Annotated in this window: 21 protein-coding genes and 2 tRNA genes; 9 read left to right on the top strand and 14 right to left on the bottom strand. The window is 68.3% G+C overall.

Translation table 11 applies throughout. The features are described 5' to 3' along the window. The first annotated feature begins 80 nt into the window (after positions 1 to 80). Positions 81 to 872 (top strand): phytochelatin synthase family protein, encoded by a 792-nt coding sequence (locus ACWPN3_RS06350; RefSeq protein ID WP_492243927.1) that lies wholly within the window; start codon positions 81 to 83, stop codon positions 870 to 872. A 7-nt stretch (positions 873 to 879) separates the two neighbouring features. On the opposite strand, the gene ACWPN3_RS06345 is transcribed toward ACWPN3_RS06350, so the two are convergent. Next, positions 880 to 1,293 carry a hypothetical protein gene (locus ACWPN3_RS06345; RefSeq protein WP_492243928.1) on the bottom strand — a complete coding sequence of 138 codons (414 nt, stop codon included), beginning with the start codon at positions 1,291 to 1,293 and terminating at the stop codon, positions 880 to 882. A 156-nt stretch (positions 1,294 to 1,449) separates the two neighbouring features. Here ACWPN3_RS06345 and ACWPN3_RS06340 point away from each other — a divergent pair, with 156 nt between their 5' ends. Beyond that, positions 1,450 to 2,040: a DUF3305 domain-containing protein gene (locus ACWPN3_RS06340; RefSeq protein ID WP_492243929.1), complete on the top strand. Its 591-nt coding sequence runs from the start codon at positions 1,450 to 1,452 to the stop codon at positions 2,038 to 2,040. Then, positions 2,033 to 2,602: a DUF3306 domain-containing protein gene (locus ACWPN3_RS06335; RefSeq protein WP_492243930.1), complete on the top strand. Its 570-nt coding sequence runs from the start codon at positions 2,033 to 2,035 to the stop codon at positions 2,600 to 2,602. The genes ACWPN3_RS06340 and ACWPN3_RS06335 overlap by 8 nt, the downstream gene beginning before the upstream one ends. A gap of 5 nt (positions 2,603 to 2,607) precedes the next feature. Here the strand turns inward: ACWPN3_RS06335 and ACWPN3_RS06330 are convergent, their stop codons facing one another. The 3 genes from ACWPN3_RS06330 to ACWPN3_RS06320 form a co-directional block, all read right to left on the bottom strand. Further along, the gene (locus tag ACWPN3_RS06330) at positions 2,608 to 3,354 is read right to left on the bottom strand and encodes a glucose 1-dehydrogenase (RefSeq protein WP_109447270.1); all 747 of its coding nucleotides are present in this window, start codon (positions 3,352 to 3,354) and stop codon (positions 2,608 to 2,610) included. A gap of 209 nt (positions 3,355 to 3,563) precedes the next feature. Continuing rightward, positions 3,564 to 3,640, bottom strand: a tRNA-Asp gene (locus ACWPN3_RS06325). A gap of 4 nt (positions 3,641 to 3,644) precedes the next feature. Beyond that, a tRNA-Asn gene (locus ACWPN3_RS06320) sits at positions 3,645 to 3,720 on the bottom strand. A gap of 217 nt (positions 3,721 to 3,937) precedes the next feature. On the opposite strand from ACWPN3_RS06320, the gene ACWPN3_RS06315 reads away from it, so the two are divergent. After that, a complete protein-coding gene (locus ACWPN3_RS06315; protein WP_098736158.1) occupies positions 3,938 to 4,516 on the top strand; it encodes a hypothetical protein in 579 nt (192 codons plus the stop codon). 61 nt (positions 4,517 to 4,577) lie between these two features. On the opposite strand, the gene ACWPN3_RS06310 is transcribed toward ACWPN3_RS06315, so the two are convergent. The 3 genes from ACWPN3_RS06310 to rnhB all read right to left on the bottom strand — a co-directional run bounded on the left by ACWPN3_RS06310 (position 4,578) and on the right by rnhB (position 6,888). Next, positions 4,578 to 4,961 carry a dihydroneopterin aldolase gene (locus tag ACWPN3_RS06310; protein ID WP_109048991.1) on the bottom strand — a complete coding sequence of 128 codons (384 nt, stop codon included), beginning with the start codon at positions 4,959 to 4,961 and terminating at the stop codon, positions 4,578 to 4,580. 88 nt (positions 4,962 to 5,049) lie between these two features. Further along, on the bottom strand, positions 5,050 to 6,132 hold the full coding sequence (locus ACWPN3_RS06305) for a site-specific DNA-methyltransferase (protein WP_098736160.1): 1,083 nt from the start codon (positions 6,130 to 6,132) through the stop codon (positions 5,050 to 5,052). A gap of 90 nt (positions 6,133 to 6,222) precedes the next feature. Further along, the gene (rnhB, locus tag ACWPN3_RS06300; RefSeq protein ID WP_492243931.1) at positions 6,223 to 6,888 is read right to left on the bottom strand and encodes a ribonuclease HII; all 666 of its coding nucleotides are present in this window, start codon (positions 6,886 to 6,888) and stop codon (positions 6,223 to 6,225) included. Positions 6,889 to 7,111: 223 nt separating this feature from the next. Here rnhB and ACWPN3_RS06295 point away from each other — a divergent pair, with 223 nt between their 5' ends. Further along, a complete protein-coding gene (locus ACWPN3_RS06295; protein WP_109096491.1) occupies positions 7,112 to 7,609 on the top strand; it encodes a YchJ family protein in 498 nt (165 codons plus the stop codon). A 245-nt stretch (positions 7,610 to 7,854) separates the two neighbouring features. After that, the gene (locus ACWPN3_RS06290) at positions 7,855 to 8,463 is read left to right on the top strand and encodes a cold-shock protein (RefSeq protein WP_109096490.1); all 609 of its coding nucleotides are present in this window, start codon (positions 7,855 to 7,857) and stop codon (positions 8,461 to 8,463) included. A gap of 88 nt (positions 8,464 to 8,551) precedes the next feature. Here the strand turns inward: ACWPN3_RS06290 and ACWPN3_RS06285 are convergent, their stop codons facing one another. Beyond that, positions 8,552 to 9,031, bottom strand: a complete 480-nt coding sequence (locus tag ACWPN3_RS06285; protein ID WP_109048989.1) for an Lrp/AsnC family transcriptional regulator — start codon at positions 9,029 to 9,031, stop codon at positions 8,552 to 8,554. A 146-nt stretch (positions 9,032 to 9,177) separates the two neighbouring features. Here ACWPN3_RS06285 and ACWPN3_RS06280 point away from each other — a divergent pair, with 146 nt between their 5' ends. Further along, complete coding sequence (locus tag ACWPN3_RS06280) at positions 9,178 to 9,795, top strand: DedA family protein (protein ID WP_492243932.1); 618 nt, start codon at positions 9,178 to 9,180, stop codon at positions 9,793 to 9,795. A gap of 107 nt (positions 9,796 to 9,902) precedes the next feature. Further along, positions 9,903 to 10,589 (top strand): alpha/beta fold hydrolase, encoded by a 687-nt coding sequence (locus ACWPN3_RS06275; protein ID WP_492243933.1) that lies wholly within the window; start codon positions 9,903 to 9,905, stop codon positions 10,587 to 10,589. Here the strand turns inward: ACWPN3_RS06275 and ACWPN3_RS06270 are convergent. Next, on the bottom strand, positions 10,586 to 11,329 hold the full coding sequence (locus ACWPN3_RS06270; RefSeq protein WP_492243934.1) for a helix-turn-helix domain-containing protein: 744 nt from the start codon (positions 11,327 to 11,329) through the stop codon (positions 10,586 to 10,588). The two genes, ACWPN3_RS06275 and ACWPN3_RS06270, sit on opposite strands and share 4 nt — an antisense overlap. 336 nt (positions 11,330 to 11,665) lie before the next feature. Here ACWPN3_RS06270 and scpC point away from each other — a divergent pair, with 336 nt between their 5' ends. Then, complete coding sequence (scpC, locus tag ACWPN3_RS06265; RefSeq protein WP_492243935.1) at positions 11,666 to 13,174, top strand: succinyl-CoA:acetate CoA-transferase ScpC; 1,509 nt, start codon at positions 11,666 to 11,668, stop codon at positions 13,172 to 13,174. A 61-nt stretch (positions 13,175 to 13,235) separates the two neighbouring features. On the opposite strand, the gene ACWPN3_RS06260 is transcribed toward scpC, so the two are convergent. From ACWPN3_RS06260 to ACWPN3_RS06240, 5 genes are all read right to left on the bottom strand, one after another. After that, on the bottom strand, positions 13,236 to 13,421 hold the full coding sequence (locus tag ACWPN3_RS06260) for a hypothetical protein (RefSeq protein ID WP_109152762.1): 186 nt from the start codon (positions 13,419 to 13,421) through the stop codon (positions 13,236 to 13,238). Positions 13,422 to 13,552: 131 nt separating this feature from the next. Further along, complete coding sequence (locus ACWPN3_RS06255) at positions 13,553 to 14,272, bottom strand: endonuclease III domain-containing protein (RefSeq protein ID WP_492243936.1); 720 nt, start codon at positions 14,270 to 14,272, stop codon at positions 13,553 to 13,555. 31 nt (positions 14,273 to 14,303) lie between these two features. After that, a complete protein-coding gene (locus ACWPN3_RS06250; RefSeq protein ID WP_492261180.1) occupies positions 14,304 to 16,175 on the bottom strand; it encodes a hybrid sensor histidine kinase/response regulator in 1,872 nt (623 codons plus the stop codon). A 3-nt stretch (positions 16,176 to 16,178) separates the two neighbouring features. Then, a complete protein-coding gene (nosP, locus tag ACWPN3_RS06245) occupies positions 16,179 to 17,351 on the bottom strand; it encodes a nitric oxide-sensing protein NosP (RefSeq protein ID WP_247872827.1) in 1,173 nt (390 codons plus the stop codon). A gap of 141 nt (positions 17,352 to 17,492) precedes the next feature. Next, entirely contained in the window at positions 17,493 to 17,885 is a 393-nt protein-coding gene (locus ACWPN3_RS06240; RefSeq protein WP_492243938.1) for a DUF779 domain-containing protein, read from the bottom strand. Between the last annotated feature and the right edge of the window lie 12 nt (positions 17,886 to 17,897).

Raw genomic sequence — 17,897 nt, 5'->3', positions numbered from 1 at the left:
CGCTCCGCTGCGGACAGGCCCAAGCTGTACCGATCGGGGTGCATTCCCATTCCAGACCGGACGGACCGAGACAGTTTCCGATGACGCAAGCGACGTGGACGGCAGGACGGACCGCAGGAGCCGTGGCGATGACCCTGGGGGCCTGCCTGCTGCTGTGGGCTGCCTGTGCGGCAGGGCCGGCCTCGGCCCAACAGGACGACAAGAAGCCCAAATTCGGCCCGGACGCCGTGCCGATCACCCGCTCGGTCGATTTCGTCCGCACCACGCCCGCACCGGATTACTGGGCGCTCAGCCCCTATTACGTGCCGCAGACGACCGGCGCCTCCTGCTCGGTGGCGAGCGTGACCATGATGCTGAACGCGCTGCGCGGGTTGCCCGGGCTGGCGTCGGAACGGCTGGTCACCGCCAAGCAGCTGCTCGACCGGCTGGACGACGATCATTGGCGCGACGCCACCGCCGACGATGGCGAGGGCATCTCCTTCGGCGAGCTGATCACCTATGTCCGCCGCAGCCTGAGCGCCTACGGCATCGACGCCGAGGTGGAGGTCTGGCGCCCGCGCGACACCTCGCCCGCCACGCTGGCGGAGCTGCGCCGCATCCTGTCGGACAATGAGCGCAGCGCCGACGACATCATCCTGCTGGCCTTCGACCAGGGCACCCTGACCGGCGACATCGGCCTTGGCCACATCGCACCGCTCGGCGCCTATGACGCGGCGAACAAGCGCGCGCTGGTAATGGACCCCGACCGCGCCTGGTACGTCCCCTACTGGACCAGCGACGCCCGGCTGCTGGAGGCGATGCTGAAGCCCGACCGCGCCGACCCCGAGGGCAGCGGACTGATCCGCGTCCGCAGCCGCCGGGTCTCCGGCTGAGCGTCCTTTACTTCACTTCCTGACTGGTCAGGTCGGAGGGGTTCTGCGACCGGGTCGGCTCGTTCGGCTGGTCCGGTTCGCTCGCCCATTGGTTCGGGCGCGGCACCGGGTTGCCGTTGAGGTCAGGCGGCGCCCGGCGCACGTCGGCGAGCGCCTGCTGCAACTCCTGGCTGCCCGTGGCGGCGGAGCTGGACGGGTTCGGCGGCTTGGTGCCCTGAGCGGTCGGGTGCGGATCCTGGCTCTGCTGAACCTTGCCGTCGCGGGCGAGCGCGTCGCCGGCAGACTCCTTCGATCCGGACTCGACCGGAGCGGCGGCCGGCTGCTGGCTCTGCGGCTGATCCGCCTGCTGTGCGGCGGCACCGACCAGCGGCAGGCCGGACAGGAGCCCCGACAGCAGCAGGGCGGCGGCGAATTTGCGCATGGCGCATCCTTCCATTGGAGAATCGGCCGGCGGGCCTTTCGGGGAAAGCCGTTGGAGTCCAATGCGCAACGGCACCAAATGGCCGGCCGCGCGTTGTACCGGGGACAGAGTCCGGCTTTCAGGCCGTCCGGTCCCAGCCCATCAGGAACACCGACAATGCCCAGCGAGTTCCCGTCCTCCGCCGCCCCCTCCTCCACTGCCGCCGCTTCCGCCAACGTCACCGCTCCCGCCTCGCTCCAGGACCGCGCCGAACGGCGCAGCGTCGGCGTGGTGGTGGAGCGACGGCGCGTCGACAATCCGTGGATCGAGGCGCGCTGGCAGCCGGTGATGCTGGTCCCGGCCGACCCCACCCTGCCCGACTGGAGCGTGCTGGCCGAAGGACCCGACTGGACACGCCATTACGCCGGCACCGCCGAGATCGCCCTGTTCCCGACCGAGGCGGAGAACTACAAGCACAACCTCGACGGCGGCACCCCCAGTGCCTACGTCATCCTGCGGCCGGGCGGTCCGGCACCGGGGATGCAGTTGCTGGCGGTCACCGCCGACCCCGGCGAGATCGATGCCCACGCCGAAGCCGGCGACGACGTGATCGAGGCGCTGCCGCTGCCGATCCCGCTGGTGCTGTGGATGGACGGCTTCGTCGCCCGCCACTTCGTCGAGCGCCCTTTCCACAAGCGCAAGCGCGACCGTGCCGACCCGGAAGCCCTGGCGCGGCACCGCAAGCCCGGATTGCCGCCGCATGGCTGAGCACGGGGAGGAAGGTTTCCTCGGCCGCTGGTCGCGGCTGAAGCGCGAGGTTCAGGTCGAGGAGCCGGCGGCACCGCCGCAGGAAGCCCTGCTGCCCGAGGCCGTGCCGCCTGAACCGTCGCCTGGAGAGACCGGCGAGGAGGTGGCGGACCTGCCTGCGCTGGACAGCCTTGACGCAGGCAGCGACTACACCGGCTTTCTTCGCCGCGAGGTGCCGGCGGATTTGCGGCGTGAAGCCCTACGACGGGCCTGGACGAGCGACCCGGTCATCGCCGGCTTCCGCGGCTTCGCCGAATATGACTGGGACTACAACGCGCCGGGCTATGGCGCCCTGCGCCCCACCGACGACATCGCCCGCCTGCTGAACGCGGTGCTGCCCGACGAGAAACGGGAGGAGGACGAGGCGGTTGTTAAGGACGAGGCGGAAGTGGCCGGGCTGTCGCCGGAGACTGCGGAGCCAGCCACCGCGCTCCCTCCCCAACCCTCCCCCGCGATGCGGGAGAGGGGGGTGAGTGCGGAACCAGAGGAGGCCCCTCTCCCGCCGAAGGCGGCAGAGGGTTAGGAGCCTCAGATACACCGCCCGCCATCGACCTCCAGGCACACACCGGTCAGGAAGTTCCCCTCGTCGGAGCAGAGATACAGCGCCGCGTTGGCGATGTCGGCCGGGGTGGACAGACGTCCCAGCGGGATGCTGCTGCGGAACTGCTCGCGGCGTTCGGGCGTGTCCTGGCCCATGAAGCGGTGGAGCATGCCGGTCTCGCCCGCCACCGGTGCGATGGCGCAGACGCGCACATTGTCGGCCGCCAGTTCCGCCGCCATCGATTTGGTGAGCGTGATGACCGCCCCCTTGGAGCCGTTGTACCAGGTCAGGTTCGGCCGTGGCCGCAGCCCGGCGGTCGAGGCGATGTTCAGGATCACGCCGCCGCCATGGGCGCGGAACACCGGCACGGCGTGGATGGCGCTGTGGTAGATCGACTTCACGTTGACGGCATAGATGCGGTCGAAGGTGGCCTCGTCCACGTCCAGCATCGAGCCGTAGCGGTGGGTGTAGCCGGCATTGTTGACCAGGATGTCGAGCCGCCCGAACTCGCCCAGCGCCGCCGAGACGATGGCCTCGTAATCCTCCCCGACCGCGACGTCGGCGCGGACGGCGAGTGCGGTCTCTCCCAGGCTGTCGGCGACGCGGCCGGCGGCGGCCTCGTCCAGGTCGGCGACGATGACGCGGGCCCCTTCGGCGGCGAAGCGTCGGGCGATGCCCTCGCCGAAGCCCGATCCCCCGCCGGTGACGACGGCGACCTTGTCAGACAAACGCATGAGCGGTTCCTCCCCGGCAATTCTCGATCCGAGATGCGCACGGCCGTTGCGGCGCGCGGACTCCGTTCAACAGGGAACCGGCGCCATCGGCCGCATCGTGAACACGGCGAAGATCGTGAACACGGCGAAGAATGCATGATAGCGCGAAGCTGCCCTGTGGGGCAGTCGCCATCATCCGCTACATCGTTTTGGAGAGATGGAGGAGAGAATGGCGCGAGTGACGGGACTTGAACCCGCGGCCTCCGGCGTGACAGGCCGGCGCTCTAACCAACTGAGCTACACCCGCGCTATGGCTCCCGGTGCTGGACTCGAACCAGCGACAAGCGGATTAACAGTCCGCTGCTCTACCAACTGAGCTAACCGGGAACGGAGGCCCGCCTTATATGGCCGCTGGCGAAAGCTGGCAAGCGGAAAAATGCAAAGCTCTTCATTTTTCCGGAAAAAGGCGGTTTCCGCGCCCTCCGCCTGTGACATTCCAGCCGCGCCGCAGCCATGGGTTGCCGGCGCACAGGCTCGCCCTTGACAGTCCGGAGCATCTCAGGCTTTTTCTCGCCTCCTCTCCCCACCATTGCCGCAGGCCCCGATGTCCGAGGTCGTCCCCTTCGCCGCCGCCCGCGAGGCGCTGCTCGCGCGCCTGACCGAACAGCTGCCGCCCTCGTCGGAATGGGCGGGCCGGCTGATGCTGATGCCGGAGGGGCGCCGGGTGGAGCCGATGCCGGCGGCCGACGCGGTGGAGTCGCTGCGCGCCTTCCGCGCCGGGCTGGGCGAGGCGGTCGGCGCCGCCGCCTGCTCGGTCGGCGGGGTGTGGGTCGGGCGGGAGGATTGCCTGGACTGGGACGGGCTGCTGGCGCCGCTGGCGGTCGCCGCCGCCTATGTGGTCGGCCGCACCCAGTCCGCCGGCGGTTTCGCCGCGGAACTGTTCCGCTGCAAGGACGCGCTGGCCGGTTGGGGGGTGCGCGGCCTGCGCGGCGAACCGGCGGTGGCGCGTGCCGCCGGCTATGCCGTGGTGTCGGTCAGCCGCCGCCCGGACGACAACGAGATCGTGCTGGACCGGGTGATGGACACCTTCGCCTTCGTCATGCGCAGCCTTGGCGAGCCGACGGTAGCCGCAGCCGACATGGACCGCCGGCTGGTCAAGCGGGCGGTGCCGTTGCGGCGATAAGAAATTTTGCGTTAAGACAGAGTTCGGTGAGTGCTGAATCCGCCCTCACGCTTGCGCGCCCTTATCCGCGGGCGCGCTCGATCTCGACGCCGACGCTGGCGGCGTCGGGGAACACGTCCAGCTTTTCCACCCGGACCTTGGCCACCGTCACCCGCGCGTCGGCGAGGCAGCGCTCGGCGATGCGTTCGGCCAGCGTTTCCACCAGCGTGACGTGGCCCTGGGTGACCACGCCCTTGACGATGGTCGCCATGTCCTCGCCGGTAACGCCGGGGGCGATCACGTCGAGGTCAAGGTTCAGGCGGATGCGCTGGGGCTTCAGCCGCTCGTGGGCATAGACGCCGATCAGCGCATCCATCACCAGATCGCGCACGAAACAACGGGTGGACAGCGTCGCCGGGGCCGAACGCGGCACCGGGGCGGTGACGGTGGCGAAGAGCTTGTTCATGGCCGACAGCCCTAACACGGCAACGCCACCGCTGCCAAGCAACCGTCCCCGCTAGCGCCTATGCCGGACGGACAGGTCTGGGATGGACTCAGTGCATTTCCGAGCGGATGCGCTCGCGCAGCACGTCGATCGGGCGCAGATCCTCGCCCTCTTCGTAATGCCAGAAGGTCCAGCCGTTGCAGGCCGGCAGGCCGGCCATCGCCGCCCCCACCTGATGGATCGAGCCGCGATGGTCGCCGCGCGGGCCGGAGCCGATCAGTGTGCCGTCGGCGCGCACGCGGGCGGCGACGCGGCGGCGGTGGTCGAACAGGGTCGAGCCGGGGCGCAGCAGCCCGCGCTCCACCACCCAGCCGAAGGGAATGCGCGGTGCGGCGCGCTTCGGCGGGGTGTCGAGGATCGCCGCCTCCGGTGCCTCCTCCACCGCGTCGATGCGGGCCTGGGCCGCCTTGACGTAGGTGTCGTCGCGCTCCAGCCCGATCCACTTGCGGCCCAGCCGCTTGGCGACGGCCCCGGTGGTGCCGGTGCCGAAGAAGGGATCCAGCACAACGTCGCCGGGACGCGACGAGGACAGGATCACCCGGTACAGCAGCGATTCTGGCTTCTGCGTCGGGTGGGTCTTCTTGCCGTCCTCGTCGCGCAGCCGTTCGCCGCCGTTGCAGATCGGCAGCAGCCAGTCGCTGCGCATCTGAAGATCCTCGTTGAGGCTCTTCATCGCGTCGTAATTGAAGCGGTAGCGCGCATCCTTGTCGCGGGCCGCCCAGATCATCGTCTCGTGGGCGTTGGCGAAACGGGTTCCCCGGAAGTTCGGCATCGGATTGGTCTTGCGCCAGACGATGTCGTTCAGAATCCAGAATCCCAGATTCTGCAGCGTGGCGCCGACCCGGAAGATGTTGTGATAGCTGCCGATCACCCACAGCGAGCCTTCCGGCTTCAGGATGCGGCGGGCGGCCGCCATCCAGTCCTGGGTGAAGCGGTCATAGGCCTCGAAATCGTCGAACTTGTCCCACTCGTCATCCACCCCGGCGACGCGGGTGTGGTTCGGCCGCAGCAACTCACCCCCCAACTGCAAGTTGTAGGGCGGATCGGCGAAGATGAGATCGACCGAAGCGGGCGGCAGATCGTTCATGAGAGCGATGCAATCGCCGACCAGGATACGGTTTTCAGGGAGCATTTCACGACCGGCAAAGAACTGGGACTCGGCCGGACAATGAGTTCTCGACCGAGTCGCCGTCAACAGCTTTCTTTGCCAAGTGACGACGGCTCAGCCGCTCAGTGCCCTTTGGCGTTTCACTGGTGCAAAACTGACTCGGTGATGCGGCGTGACACCGTGGCGGGTCAGCGCGTCCAGATGCTCCGGTGTCGGATAGCCGGCGTTTCGGTCCCATCCATAGTGTGGATACTGGACCGACAACCGCAACATCTCGCTGTCGCGCGCCACTTTGGCGAGAATAGAGGCGGCGGCGATGGACTGGCTGCGGCTGTCGCCCTTGACGACCGCCACCCGCTCGCACGCGATGTCGGGGGTGAATTTGCCGTCGATCAGCGCCGCGTCGGGGGCCGGGCCGGGCAGCGCCAGATAGGCCCGCTTCATCGCCAGCAGCGTCGCCTTGTGGATGTTGAGTTCGTCGATCTCGGCGGCCGACGCCTCGGCGATGGCGAAGGCCAGCGCATGCGCGCGGATCGCCGGTTCGATCTCCTCGCGCAGGCGCCGGTTGACCGCCTTGCTGTCGTCGATCAGGGCGGCGATCTCCGGCGGCAGCCCTTCGGGCGGCAGCACCACGGCGGCGGCGACCACCGGGCCGCAGAGCGGGCCGCGCCCGACCTCGTCGATGCCGCAGACGCGGCGTCCGGGACCGAAGCCGGCCTCCAGCGACAGGTCCGGGCGTTGCCGGGGGATGGCGGCTTTGCGGGGCGCTTTGGCAGGCATGGGAGCGGGCAGCCTTCCGGGCAGCAGTTGAACGTCGGTTGGAATGGGGCCGCTTGATAGCGGCGGCGGAGTCCGCGCGCAAGGCCACCGCCGATCGTGCCGCAGATTGCGGCCTTTTGCGCCAACCAGCCTCTTGAGAAGCGGCGCACGGCTGCGCTATGGATGCGCCCCGCGAAGCCGGACAGCATCCATCACCCGCCCCGCCATCACCCGAGAGCAGGCCATGACCGACACGACCCAGACCGCCGCCGAATGCCCCTGCCGTTCCGGCAAGCCGCTGGACGCCTGCTGCGGACCCTATCTGGCCGGCATGCCCGCCCCGACGGCCGAGGCGCTGATGCGGTCGCGCTATTCCGCCTTCGCCACCGGCAACATCGACTATCTGCACGACACGCTGCTGCCCAGCACCCGCGACGACTTCAACCGTGAAGAGATCGAGACCTGGGCCAAGAACAGCGTGTGGACCGGCGTGGAGATCCGTTCGACCGAGGACGGCCAGCCCGGCGACAGCGAGGGGATCGTCGAGTTCGTCGCCCGTTTCAGCATGAACGGCAAGCCGATGACCCACCACGAGACCAGCCGCTTCACCCATACGGACGGCCGCTGGTACTATGTGGACGGTCAGCTGGGCGCCCGTCCGCGCAGCGGCCCCAAGGTCGGCCGCAACGACCCCTGCCCCTGCGGCAGCGGCAAGAAATACAAGAAGTGCCACGGCGCCTGACCGGTTCGGCTCTTGAGTCGCGGCTGAATCGTCACGCTGCATCTGCACAAAAAACCGCCGAAGCGCCCCGCCCCGCCTGCCCGTCAGGCGGCGGCGGAGTTTTTGTTGTGCGCGGATGGTGAAAATGCGCAATCCCGATTGAATTATGGGTCGGAACCGATCATCCTTCGCCTGCCCTGTTCCGGGTGTCCCTTCTTTGGTTTTTGCCGGGATGGGGTTTAACACGACAGATGAGACGATAACTGATGTTCGACCGTCCGCAGCGCTCTTCCTTCCGCGCTCCTGAAATCACCCAGCGCGACATCCGCGCCACCGTCAAGTGGTTCAACGCCACCAAGGGCTTCGGCTTCGTCACCCCCGACGATGGGTCGCCCGACGCTTTCCTGCACTCCACGGTTCTGCAGTTCTGCGGACACGACAGCCTGCCCGAAGGCGCCACCATCACCTGTGACCTGTCGCGCGGCCCGAAGGGCCCGCAGGTCGCCACCATCCACGCGGTCGACACCTCGACCGCCGCTCCGAGCCGTCCGTCGCGCGCCCCGCGCGAGCGTGACAGCTGGGGCAACGACGGCGGCTACGGCGGCGGCAACAGCTACGGCGGCGGCAGCCGCGGCGGTTACGACAGCTACGGCGATTCGGACGGCGGCGAAGTCGTCGACGGCACGGTGAAGTGGTTCAACGTGTCGAAGGGCTTCGGCTTCATCGCCCCGTCGACCGGCGGCAAGGACATCTTCGTGCACATCCGTGCGCTGGAGCGGTCGGGCATCAACGGCCTGGACGACGGTGCGCAGGTCCGCGTCACCATCCGCCAGGGCGCCAAGGGTCCCGAGGCTCAGCGCGTCGAGATGGCCTGATCTCTCATCGGTCGTTGTGATGTGAAAAAGCCCCCGCTCCACCGGAGCGGGGGCTTTTTCATTGATGCCGTTCAAGAAAGTTGGCTGCTCACTCCAGATGGTCCAGCGGCAGCCGGGTCTCGAACTTCACCTCCTTCAGGGTGACGCTCGATTTGACGTGCGACACCGCGGGGATGGAGAAGATGCGCTCGCTGAGGAAGCGGCCGTAATCCTCGGTGGTCGGCACGACGATGCGCAGCAGATAGTCGGCGTCGCCGGTGACCGCGAAACATTCCAGCACCTCCGGCATGCCGGCGATGGCGGTCTCGAACTGGTCGACCGCATTCTCCTTGTGGCGCTCCAGCGTGACATGGGCGAAGACGCATTCGCCGAGCCCCAGCTTGCGCGGGTCGAGCTGCACCGTGTAGCGGCGGATGACGCCAATCTCCTCCATCGACCGCACCCGGCGCCAGCAGGGGGAGGCCGACAGCCCGACCGTGTCGCCCAGTTCCTGCATGGTCAGGCGGGCATTCTCCTGCAGGGCCGCCAGGATCCCCTTCTCATGCCGGTCGAGCTTGATCGCCGCCATTGGCACTTTCTCCGTCCATCCAATCGTTGCATCTGCAAACATAAGCAGGGCCGGCGGCCGGTGCGAGCCCTTCCATGCAACCAATCCCCCCGTCGCGGTGTTGCTCCGGCGGTGGGTGGCGGGTCGGCAGGCGCGAGGAGAAGACCGTGTTCGATTGGATTGTCGGTATGGTGGAGCAGACGGGCTATCTCGGCGTCGCTCTGCTGATGTTCGCGGAGAACCTGTTTCCCCCCATTCCATCGGAGCTGATCCTGCCGCTGGCCGGCTTCACCGCCGCAAGGGGCGACCTTGGCCTGCCGATGATCATCGTTTCGGGCACCGTGGGTGCGGTGCTGGGGGCGCTGTTCTGGTATGGGATCGGCCGCTGGGTCGGCAGCCGCCGGCTGAAACAGTGGGCGGCACGCCATGGCCGCTGGCTGACCATCGCACCGGAGGAGGTGGACGAGGCCGCCGCCCATTTCCGCGAGCATGGCGGCCGGGCGGTGCTGATCGGCCGGATGATCCCGGCGGTGCGCACGCTGATCTCCATCCCCGCCGGGGTGTCAAACATGGCGCTGATGCCGTTCCTGCTCTACACCACGCTGGGCACCGCGATCTGGACGACCTTCCTGGCGAGCGCCGGCTATCTGCTGGAGGACCGCTACCAGCAGATCGCCAACTGGGTGAACCCTGTGTCCAACATCGTCGCCGCCGGGATCGCCCTCTGGTACGTCTACCGCGTCGCCACCTTCGGCCGGCGGTCGGCCCGCCAGCCGGCGGAATAACGGCCAAGCCCTTTTCCGCATTGAGGAAAAGCGCCACGCCCCCTCTGGACGGTCCGGCTTTCGCCATGCTCTGACTGGCGGGTCCGACCGCCTGTGGGAGCCTTTCCATGAGTTCCAATCCGACCATCATCCTCGTCCATGGCGCCTTCGCCGACGGTTCCTCCTGGGGCCGGGTGATCGCCCGCTTGCAGGCGGAAGGCTTCGCGGCGGTCGCGGTGCAGAACCCGCTGGTTTCGCTCGACGACGATGTCGCCCATGTCCAGCGCGCCATCGACCGGACCAAGGGGCCGGTGGTGCTGGTCGGCCATTCCTGGGGCGGGGCGGTCATCACCCAGATCGGCGAGCAGGAGCGGGTGAAGTCCCTCGTCTATGTCGCCGCCTTCGCTCCCGACGTCGGGCAATCGCCGAACGACACGCTGAAGCCCTTCCCGCCGTCGGCCGGCCTGTCGGGCGTGTCGGTGGACAAAGGCCGCTTCCTGACCCTGACGCCGGAGGGCATGGCCCGCAACTTCGCCCAGGATCTGCCGGCGGAGGAGGTCGCCCTGCTGGCCGCCACCCAGGGGCCGGTCGCGGCGGCCTGCTTCGCCAGCAAGGTCGGTGCCGCCGCCTGGAAGACAAAGCCCGCCTGGTATGTCGTCGCCAGCCAGGACCGCATGCTGCCGCCGGACTTCCTGCGTGCCACCGCGTCGCGCATCGGCGCCCGGACGGTCGAGGTCGAAAGCGGCCATGCCCCCCACCTGTCGCGCCCCGATGCGGTGGCGGCGGTGATCGTCGAAGCGGCCCGCGGAACTTAAACGCCCTTCCGCACCGCCCCCGGCGTGGTGCCGCGCCGCCGCCGCAGGCTGCGGGTCAGGGCGCTCTGGTCGGAGAAACCGACCGCCAAAGCCACCTCCGCCAGCGCCAGGCGGCCATCCCGCAGCAGCGCCTCCGCCCGGTCCAGCCGCAATTCGGCCAGCAGGCGGGCCGGTGTGCTGCCGGTGCGGGCACGGAAGCGTTCATAGAACCGGCTGGGCGCCAGACCGGCCGCCTCGGCCAGCTCCGCCACCGTCAACGGCTCGCCGCAGCGCTCCGCCATCAGGGCCAGGGCGCGGTCGATGGGATCCCTTGTCGATACGGAGGGCGGCGGCTGGCGCGCCTCCAGGGCGCGCAGCAGCAGCCCCGCCGAGTGATGGGCCAGCACCGGGTCGAGCGGACGGTCGGCCGCCTCCGCCGCGAGATAGCGCACCAGACCATCCAGCGCCCCGTCGATGGCGAAGAAGGCATTGCAGGCGCGCACCGCCGCCTCCGGCACCAGCCCGGCGGCCGGTACATCCAGCACGACGAAGCGGTTGGCGCCGCCGCTGCGGAAGCTGTGCGGCACGCCGTCGGCCACCAGCACCCCGCGCCCGTCTCCCACCCGGCCGCAGGCGCCGCCGACCTCCATGTCGAGGGTGCCGGCGATGGGCAGCACGATCTGGTGATGGTCATGCGCGTGCCGCCGTTCATGCCCGTCGTAACTGCGGGTGCTGACGGTCGGCCGATGCGGGGACGCCACGCCGGCGGACTCCTGGAATCGGTTCGAGAGACCGATGGTACGCCCTCGACCATTCCGCCGGCAACCGCCCCGTTGCCGGACGATGCTTGCCAAATACCGATTTGCGAAACTGTGTTTCGGCAAATATCCATACAATCGAACGAAGTCTCTGGTCGCATTCCGAACGGATATGGCGATATTCGCCCACCCATTCACTTCTCCGTGACCTGATATTCCGGACGAACGGTTGCGGTATCGGACAGCCCGTCCTTATGAGTATTTTCAAATAAGAAAAACGAACACCAAGGCACGTATCGTTCGTCATTCGACAAAAAACACTCATAAAAGGAACGCCCGATGTACCGAGATCGCATCCGCCTGAAATCCTTGTGGGGCAAGGTGGTGCCGGCGGAGGAAGCCGCTTTCCTTATCAAGGACGGCATGACCGTGGGCATGAGCGGCTTCACCCGTGCCGGCGACGCCAAGGCGGTGCCGCTGGCGCTGGCCGAGCGCGCCGCGTCGGAGAAGCTGAAGATCACGCTGATGACCGGCGCCTCGCTGGGCAACGACGTGGACCGGATCCTGACGGAGGCGGGGGTGCTGTCGCGCCGCCTGCCCTTCCAGGCCGACCCGGTGCTGCGCAAGGCGATCAACCGCGGCGAGGTGATGTTCGTCGACCAGCATCTGTCGGAAACGGTGGAACTGCTGCGCTCGCGCCAGATGGGGCCGGTCGATGTCGCGGTGATCGAGGCCTGTGCCATCACCGACACCGGCGGGATCGTGCCGACCACCTCCATCGGCAATTCGGCGACCTTCGCCATCCTGGCCGAAAAGATCATCATCGAGCTGAACCTGACCCAGCCGCTGGATCTGGAGGGGATGCACGACGTCTATATCCCGACGCGCCGCCCCTTCCGCGAACCGATCCCGGTGGTGACGGCGGAAAGCCGGGCCGGCCTGCCCTACATACCCATCGATCCGTCGAAGATCGCCGCCATCGTGGTGACGCGCAAGCAGGACAGCTCCGCCAGCATCCTGCCGCCCGATGACGAGACCAACGCCATCGCCGGCCACCTGATCGAGTTCTTCGGCCGCGAGGTGAAACAGGGCCGGCTCGGCCGGTCGCTGGCGCCGCTCCAGGCCGGCATCGGCACCATCGCCAACGCGGTGCTGCACGGGCTGATCGACGGGCCGTTCCACGATCTGACCATGTACAGCGAAGTGCTGCAGGACAGCACCTTCGAGCTGTTCGACGCCGGCAAGTTGAATTTCGCGTCCGGATCCTCGATCACGCTCAGCGCCGGGAAGTACGCCGAGGTGCTGCCGAAGATCGGCTCCTACAAGGGCCGGCTGCTGCTGCGCCCGCAGGAGATCTCCAACCATCCCGAGGTGATCCGCCGCCTGGGCGTCATCGGCATCAACACGGCGCTGGAGTGCGACATCCACGGCAACGTCAACTCCACCCACGTCAACGGCACACAGATGATGAACGGCATCGGCGGCTCCGGCGACTTCGCCCGCAACAGCCACCTCGCCATCTTCGTCACCAAGTCGCTGGCCAAGGGCGGCGCCATCTCCAGCATCGTGCCGATGGTCACCCATGTCGACCACAACGAGCATGACGTCGATGTGCTGGTGACGGAGGTCGGGCTGGCCGACCTGCGCGGTCTGGCGCCGCGCGAGCGGGCGGAGACCATCATCCGCAACTGCGTCCATCCCAGCTACCGCGAACTGGCGGCCGACTATCACCGCCGGGCGCTTCAGCGCGGCGGCCACACCCCGCACCTGCTGGAGGAAGCCTTCGCTTGGCACAGCCGCTTCCAGCAGACCGGCAGCATGATCCCGGCGCCGCTGGCGGCCGAATAGGCTCCCTCAAAAACGGGCGGGCCGCGGAATGCCGCGGCCCGTTCCCGTTGCCCATATGCTGTCAGACGTGCTGCCCGCCATTGCGTTCCAAGTAGAGAAGCAGAGCGGGGTAATAGTGCTTGCGCTCGGACGAAATCTTCTCGCAGAAACGGCGTGCAGCTCCGCTCTTGAGCCAGTCCTCAAGCTGGCCGTTCTGCCGTTTTTCCGCGACGATGGCATCGATCGCGTCCAAAATCTTGTGAATCACCTCAGGCCTCGTCTTATGAAGATCGGAGCGGCGTCTTCGTCGCTCTCACAATCCTATATGCGCTCGCCTGACGGTGAAGGGCCCTGCATTCTGGGAATGGCTGCGTGTTGCAATGCACAAAACGAATGGCTTCACGCCCTCTCCCGCTCCTCCTCAGGCGGGCGGAGCGCCTGTCCGGTCGGGCAGAGCCGCAACAGCACGCAGCGGTCGCAAGCCGGTGCCTGATAATAGCAACAGCGCTGGCCGTGCAGCATCATGACCTCATGGTTGTCATAGACCTGCTGGGCGTCCCACCCCTCCGGCAGTTGCGCCGACAGCACGGCGTGGGACGGGCCGACGGCGAGAGTGGCGGGGATCAGGCCGGTGCGCACGGCGACGCGGTGATGGTGGCTGTCCACCGGCAACGCGGCCTGCCGCAAAGTGGAGAAGCTTAGCACCGCGGCACTGGTCTTCGGTCCGACACCCGGCAACTCCTCCAGCCACGCACGGGCGTCGGGCACCGGCATGCCGGACAACAGGTCGAGCGACAGGCTGCCGACCCGCTCGGTGATGCGGCGCAGGATGGCCTGGATGCGCGGCGCCTTCTGCTCCGGCCAGGTGACGCCGGCGATGGTCGCCTCCACTTCGGCAACCGGCGCGTCGCGCACCGACTGCCAATCCGGCCAGCGCCGCCGCAGCGCCTTGAAGGCGGCGCCCGAGGCCGCATTGCGGGTGCGGTGCGACAGCAGCGACGACACCAGCTCGCTGAGCGGGTCGAGGCTGTGGAAATAGGCGACCGGGCAGCCGTAGACGGTGCACAGCAGCCGGTGGATTTCGAGCGCCTTGTCGCGCAACGCAGCGGGGTCGGTCATGAAAACCGACAACAGCCGAACCGGCAAGGCGTTACCGGTAAATCATCAGGCTCTCTTCGCCGCCCGCCCCTACCCCACCAGCCCCGACATCACCGCGCGCAGCTGCGCCGGCTTTACCGGCTTGTTCAGCACGAGGCAGCCGGCCGCCTTGGCCTCGTCCGCCAGTTCCGGAGTGCGGTTGGCGGTGACGATCACGGCGGGCAGGATGCGGCCGCAGGCGGCGCGCAGCCGCGCCACCTCGTCCACCCCCAGCACGCCGTCGTCGAGGTGATAGTCGGCGATCAGCAGAATCCGGCGGCTGCGGCATGCCGGACAGCAGCGCCAGAGCCTCGTCGCCATTGGTGGCCGACACCACGTCGCAGGCCCAGCCGCGCAGCAGCGCTTCCATCCCCGCCACCACCGCCGGCTCGTTGTCCAGCACCAGCACCGAGGTGCCGGCCAGCCGGTTGGTCATCGGCCGGGCGGCGATGCTGGCCGGGCGGACGGCGCGGCGCTCGGTCCCGCGCGGCACGGTGACGGCGAAGACGGAGCCCCGGCCCGGCTCCGACCGCACGGTGATCGGGTGGTCCAGCATGCGGGCGACGCGGTCGACGATGGCGAGCCCCAGCCCCATGCCGCGGTCGCGCCCCTTGGTGACCGGAGTGTCGAGACGGCGGAATTCCTGGAAAATCTCGGCGATCTTGTCGCGCGGGATGCCGGGGCCGTTGTCCCACACCTCGATGCGGATGCCGCCGTCGCCGGTGCGGCGGCAGCCGACCACCACCCGGCCGCCCTGGACGTAGCGCAGCGCGTTGGACAGGAAATTCTGCACGATCCGGCGCAACAGCCGCATGTCGCTGCGCACCACCGCCCCCGACCCCACCACCTTCAAATCGATGCCGCGCTCCGCCGCCACCGCGGCATATTCGGTGGCGAGCGGCGCCAGGATGCCGCGCAGCGGAAAGTCGGTCACCTCCGGCGTCACCGCCCCGGCATCGAGCTTGGAGATATCGAGCAAAGCCGACAGCAGATCCTCCACCGATGTCAGCGCCGCATCGACGTTCTCCACCAGCTCCGCATTGGCGTCGGGCTGCTCCAGATCGGCGAGCGCCGAGACGAACAGGCGGGCGGCGTTCAGCGGCTGCAACAGATCGTGGCTGGCGGCGGCGATGAAGCGTGTCTTGGACAAATTGGCCTGATCGGCCTGGGACTTGGCCTGCTGCAGCTGGTCGTTCAACATCATCAGTGCGGATTTCTCCGCCTGTTCGGATTCGCGCCGCCGTTCCTCCTCGCGCTTGACGTCGGTGATGTCGGTGTAGACGCCGACGATGCCGCCGTCGCGCGTGCGCCGCTCGTTCACCTGGATCCAGCGGCCATCCGCCAGCCGGTTCAGGAAGACGCCCTTCAGGTCGTGGCGGTGCTCCATCCGTTCGCGCAGCCAGACGTCGGGCGGCGGCTCGGCGACGGCATCGGCGGCGGCGACCATCGCCACCAGATCGTTGAAGCGGATGCCGGCCTGGATGCGGCCCGCCACCGACGGCCAGTAGGACAGGTATTTGCGATTGCACAGCACCAGCCGGTCAGCGGAATCGAACAGGGCGAACCCCTCGTTCACCGACTCGATCGCCTCGAACAGGCGGGTGCGCATGGTGTCCGCCAGCTCCTTGGCGCGGGCGAGGTCGCGGTTGCTGTCCTCCAGCTTGTGCAGGGCGCGTTCCAGCTCCAGCGTGCGCTCGCGGATCTTCTGTTCCAGCACGATGGCGGTCTGGAACAGCGAGAAGGCGCCGCCCTGGAAATCCATCGACCGCTCGACGCGGTCCATCAGCACCTTGTTGATGCGCTGGAGCTTGGCGTTCTCCCGCTCCAGCTCGGCGATGCGGTCGGCGGGGTCGAGTGTCCAGTTGCGGGTCTGCATGCCGGCCATGGCTTAGCGCCCTCCGATGGCGACGCCCGTGAAGGTCTGGTTGACGTGCATGCCGTTGACCTGCTCGCCATAGGCGCAGAACCCGACGACGCGGTGACGGGCCAGCCGGTCGGACATCACGGCGTTCAGCTGCCGCTGCTCCATCTCCAGCCGGCGCAGGATGCAGTCGCAGCCGAGGATCAGGTCGGGGGCGCCGACCTCCGCCTCGATGCCCTCGATCAGCCCATCGAAATTGGCGACCGGATCGACCCCCTCCGCCACCGTCAGGACGATGCCCTCGTCGATGGCGCAGAAGAAGGTCAGGCTCTCGTCGTCGTTCACCTTCTGGATCGAGCGGACATGATACTGGCCGCCGACCCGCACCACGACCGGGTGGGAGGCGAAGATCATCGGGGTCAGCGGCTCCCCCTCCAGCCCGACCAGACGGGCATATTCGCGGCCTGCCGGCTCGGCATTGATCTCATGGACGATGCGGTGCTGCGGATCGGCGCCGGTGACCACCATCTTGCGGTCGGAGCTGACGAAATGCTGGGTGCGGAAGACGGTGAAGGGCCGCGTCGTGGTGAACAGCGCCACCACCGCGGCGTCTGCGTGGAAGGCGCCCTCGTGCAGGACGAAAGTGCGTTCGAAATGCAGGTCGTCGCCGGCCGAGGCGCCGAACAGCGGGATGTCGATCAGCGCGTTGTGCAGTGCGCTGACCACCGTCTCCTCGCTCATCGACAGCCCGTCGATCAGCAGCATGGCGAAGCTGCGGGCCTCCTCGCCCAGCGGCACCGGGCGGGTCCCCATCGCGCGGTCGCGGCGCGACAGCAGCGACCGCGCGATGGCGGTGCTGTCGGCGATCTCGAAGCGGTCGACATGGTCGACCAGCGCGGTGACGATGCAGAAATCCTCGGTCGGGAAGCCCACCGCCACCAGGGCGTTGGTGGTGTAGCCGCCGGGGCCGATCTCCCCCGCCGTGGTGCAGCCGATCACCGGCACCATGCCGAACTGCCCCGCCAGCGCGTCGGCCAGCGCCTCGCGGTCATAGCTTGGGGCGCAGAAGACGACCACCAGTTCCAAAGCCACCTCGCCCAGCCCGGCGCGCAGTTCCCGCGCCGCCTCGTCCGGGCGTTCGGCATGGGTGACGGCGCGCGGCATGCCGTCGCCGGAGGTCGGCCGTACCGGCCCCGTCACGGAAGTCTCTCCTGCGGACATGGCTTCCCCCTGCACCCCTCGCTCCGTCCGCGGATGCGATCCGGCAAGGGTACTCCAGGGATGGCGGCGGGCAAGACCAATCCGCGGACCGGTGAAGGAGGACATGATGCGGGGCGGCTCCTAAACAGTATCGGCCGGTTGCGGATCGGGCAGGCCGGCCAGCTCCCCGTCGGTGAACAGGCGGGCCCTGGCGATGAAGCGGACGCCGTCCGGCGCCTCGATCGAGAAGCCGCCGCCGCGCGCCTGGATAACGTCCAGGATGACCTGGGTGTTGCGCCACCATTGGAAGGTGTCGTCGGACATGCAGAAGGGCGCACCGGCGACCGTGCCGAGGCACAGGTCGCGACCGCCCATCCTGAACTCCCCCTTCGGCAGGCAGAGCGGCGCCGTACCGTCGCAGCAGCCGCCCGACAGGTGCAGCATCAGCGGCCCGTGCTTCGCGGCAAGCCGGTCCAGCAGGGCGACGGCCTCGGGCGTGGCGGTCACGCGGTCAGTCGGGGTTGGGGCGGTCATGGTGGTCCTTTA

This window comes from Azospirillum sp. UENF 111221 (assembly GCF_058780625.1).
Note: the sequence above shows the minus strand (reverse complement) of the source record. Positions and strands in the feature narration are given on the sequence as shown.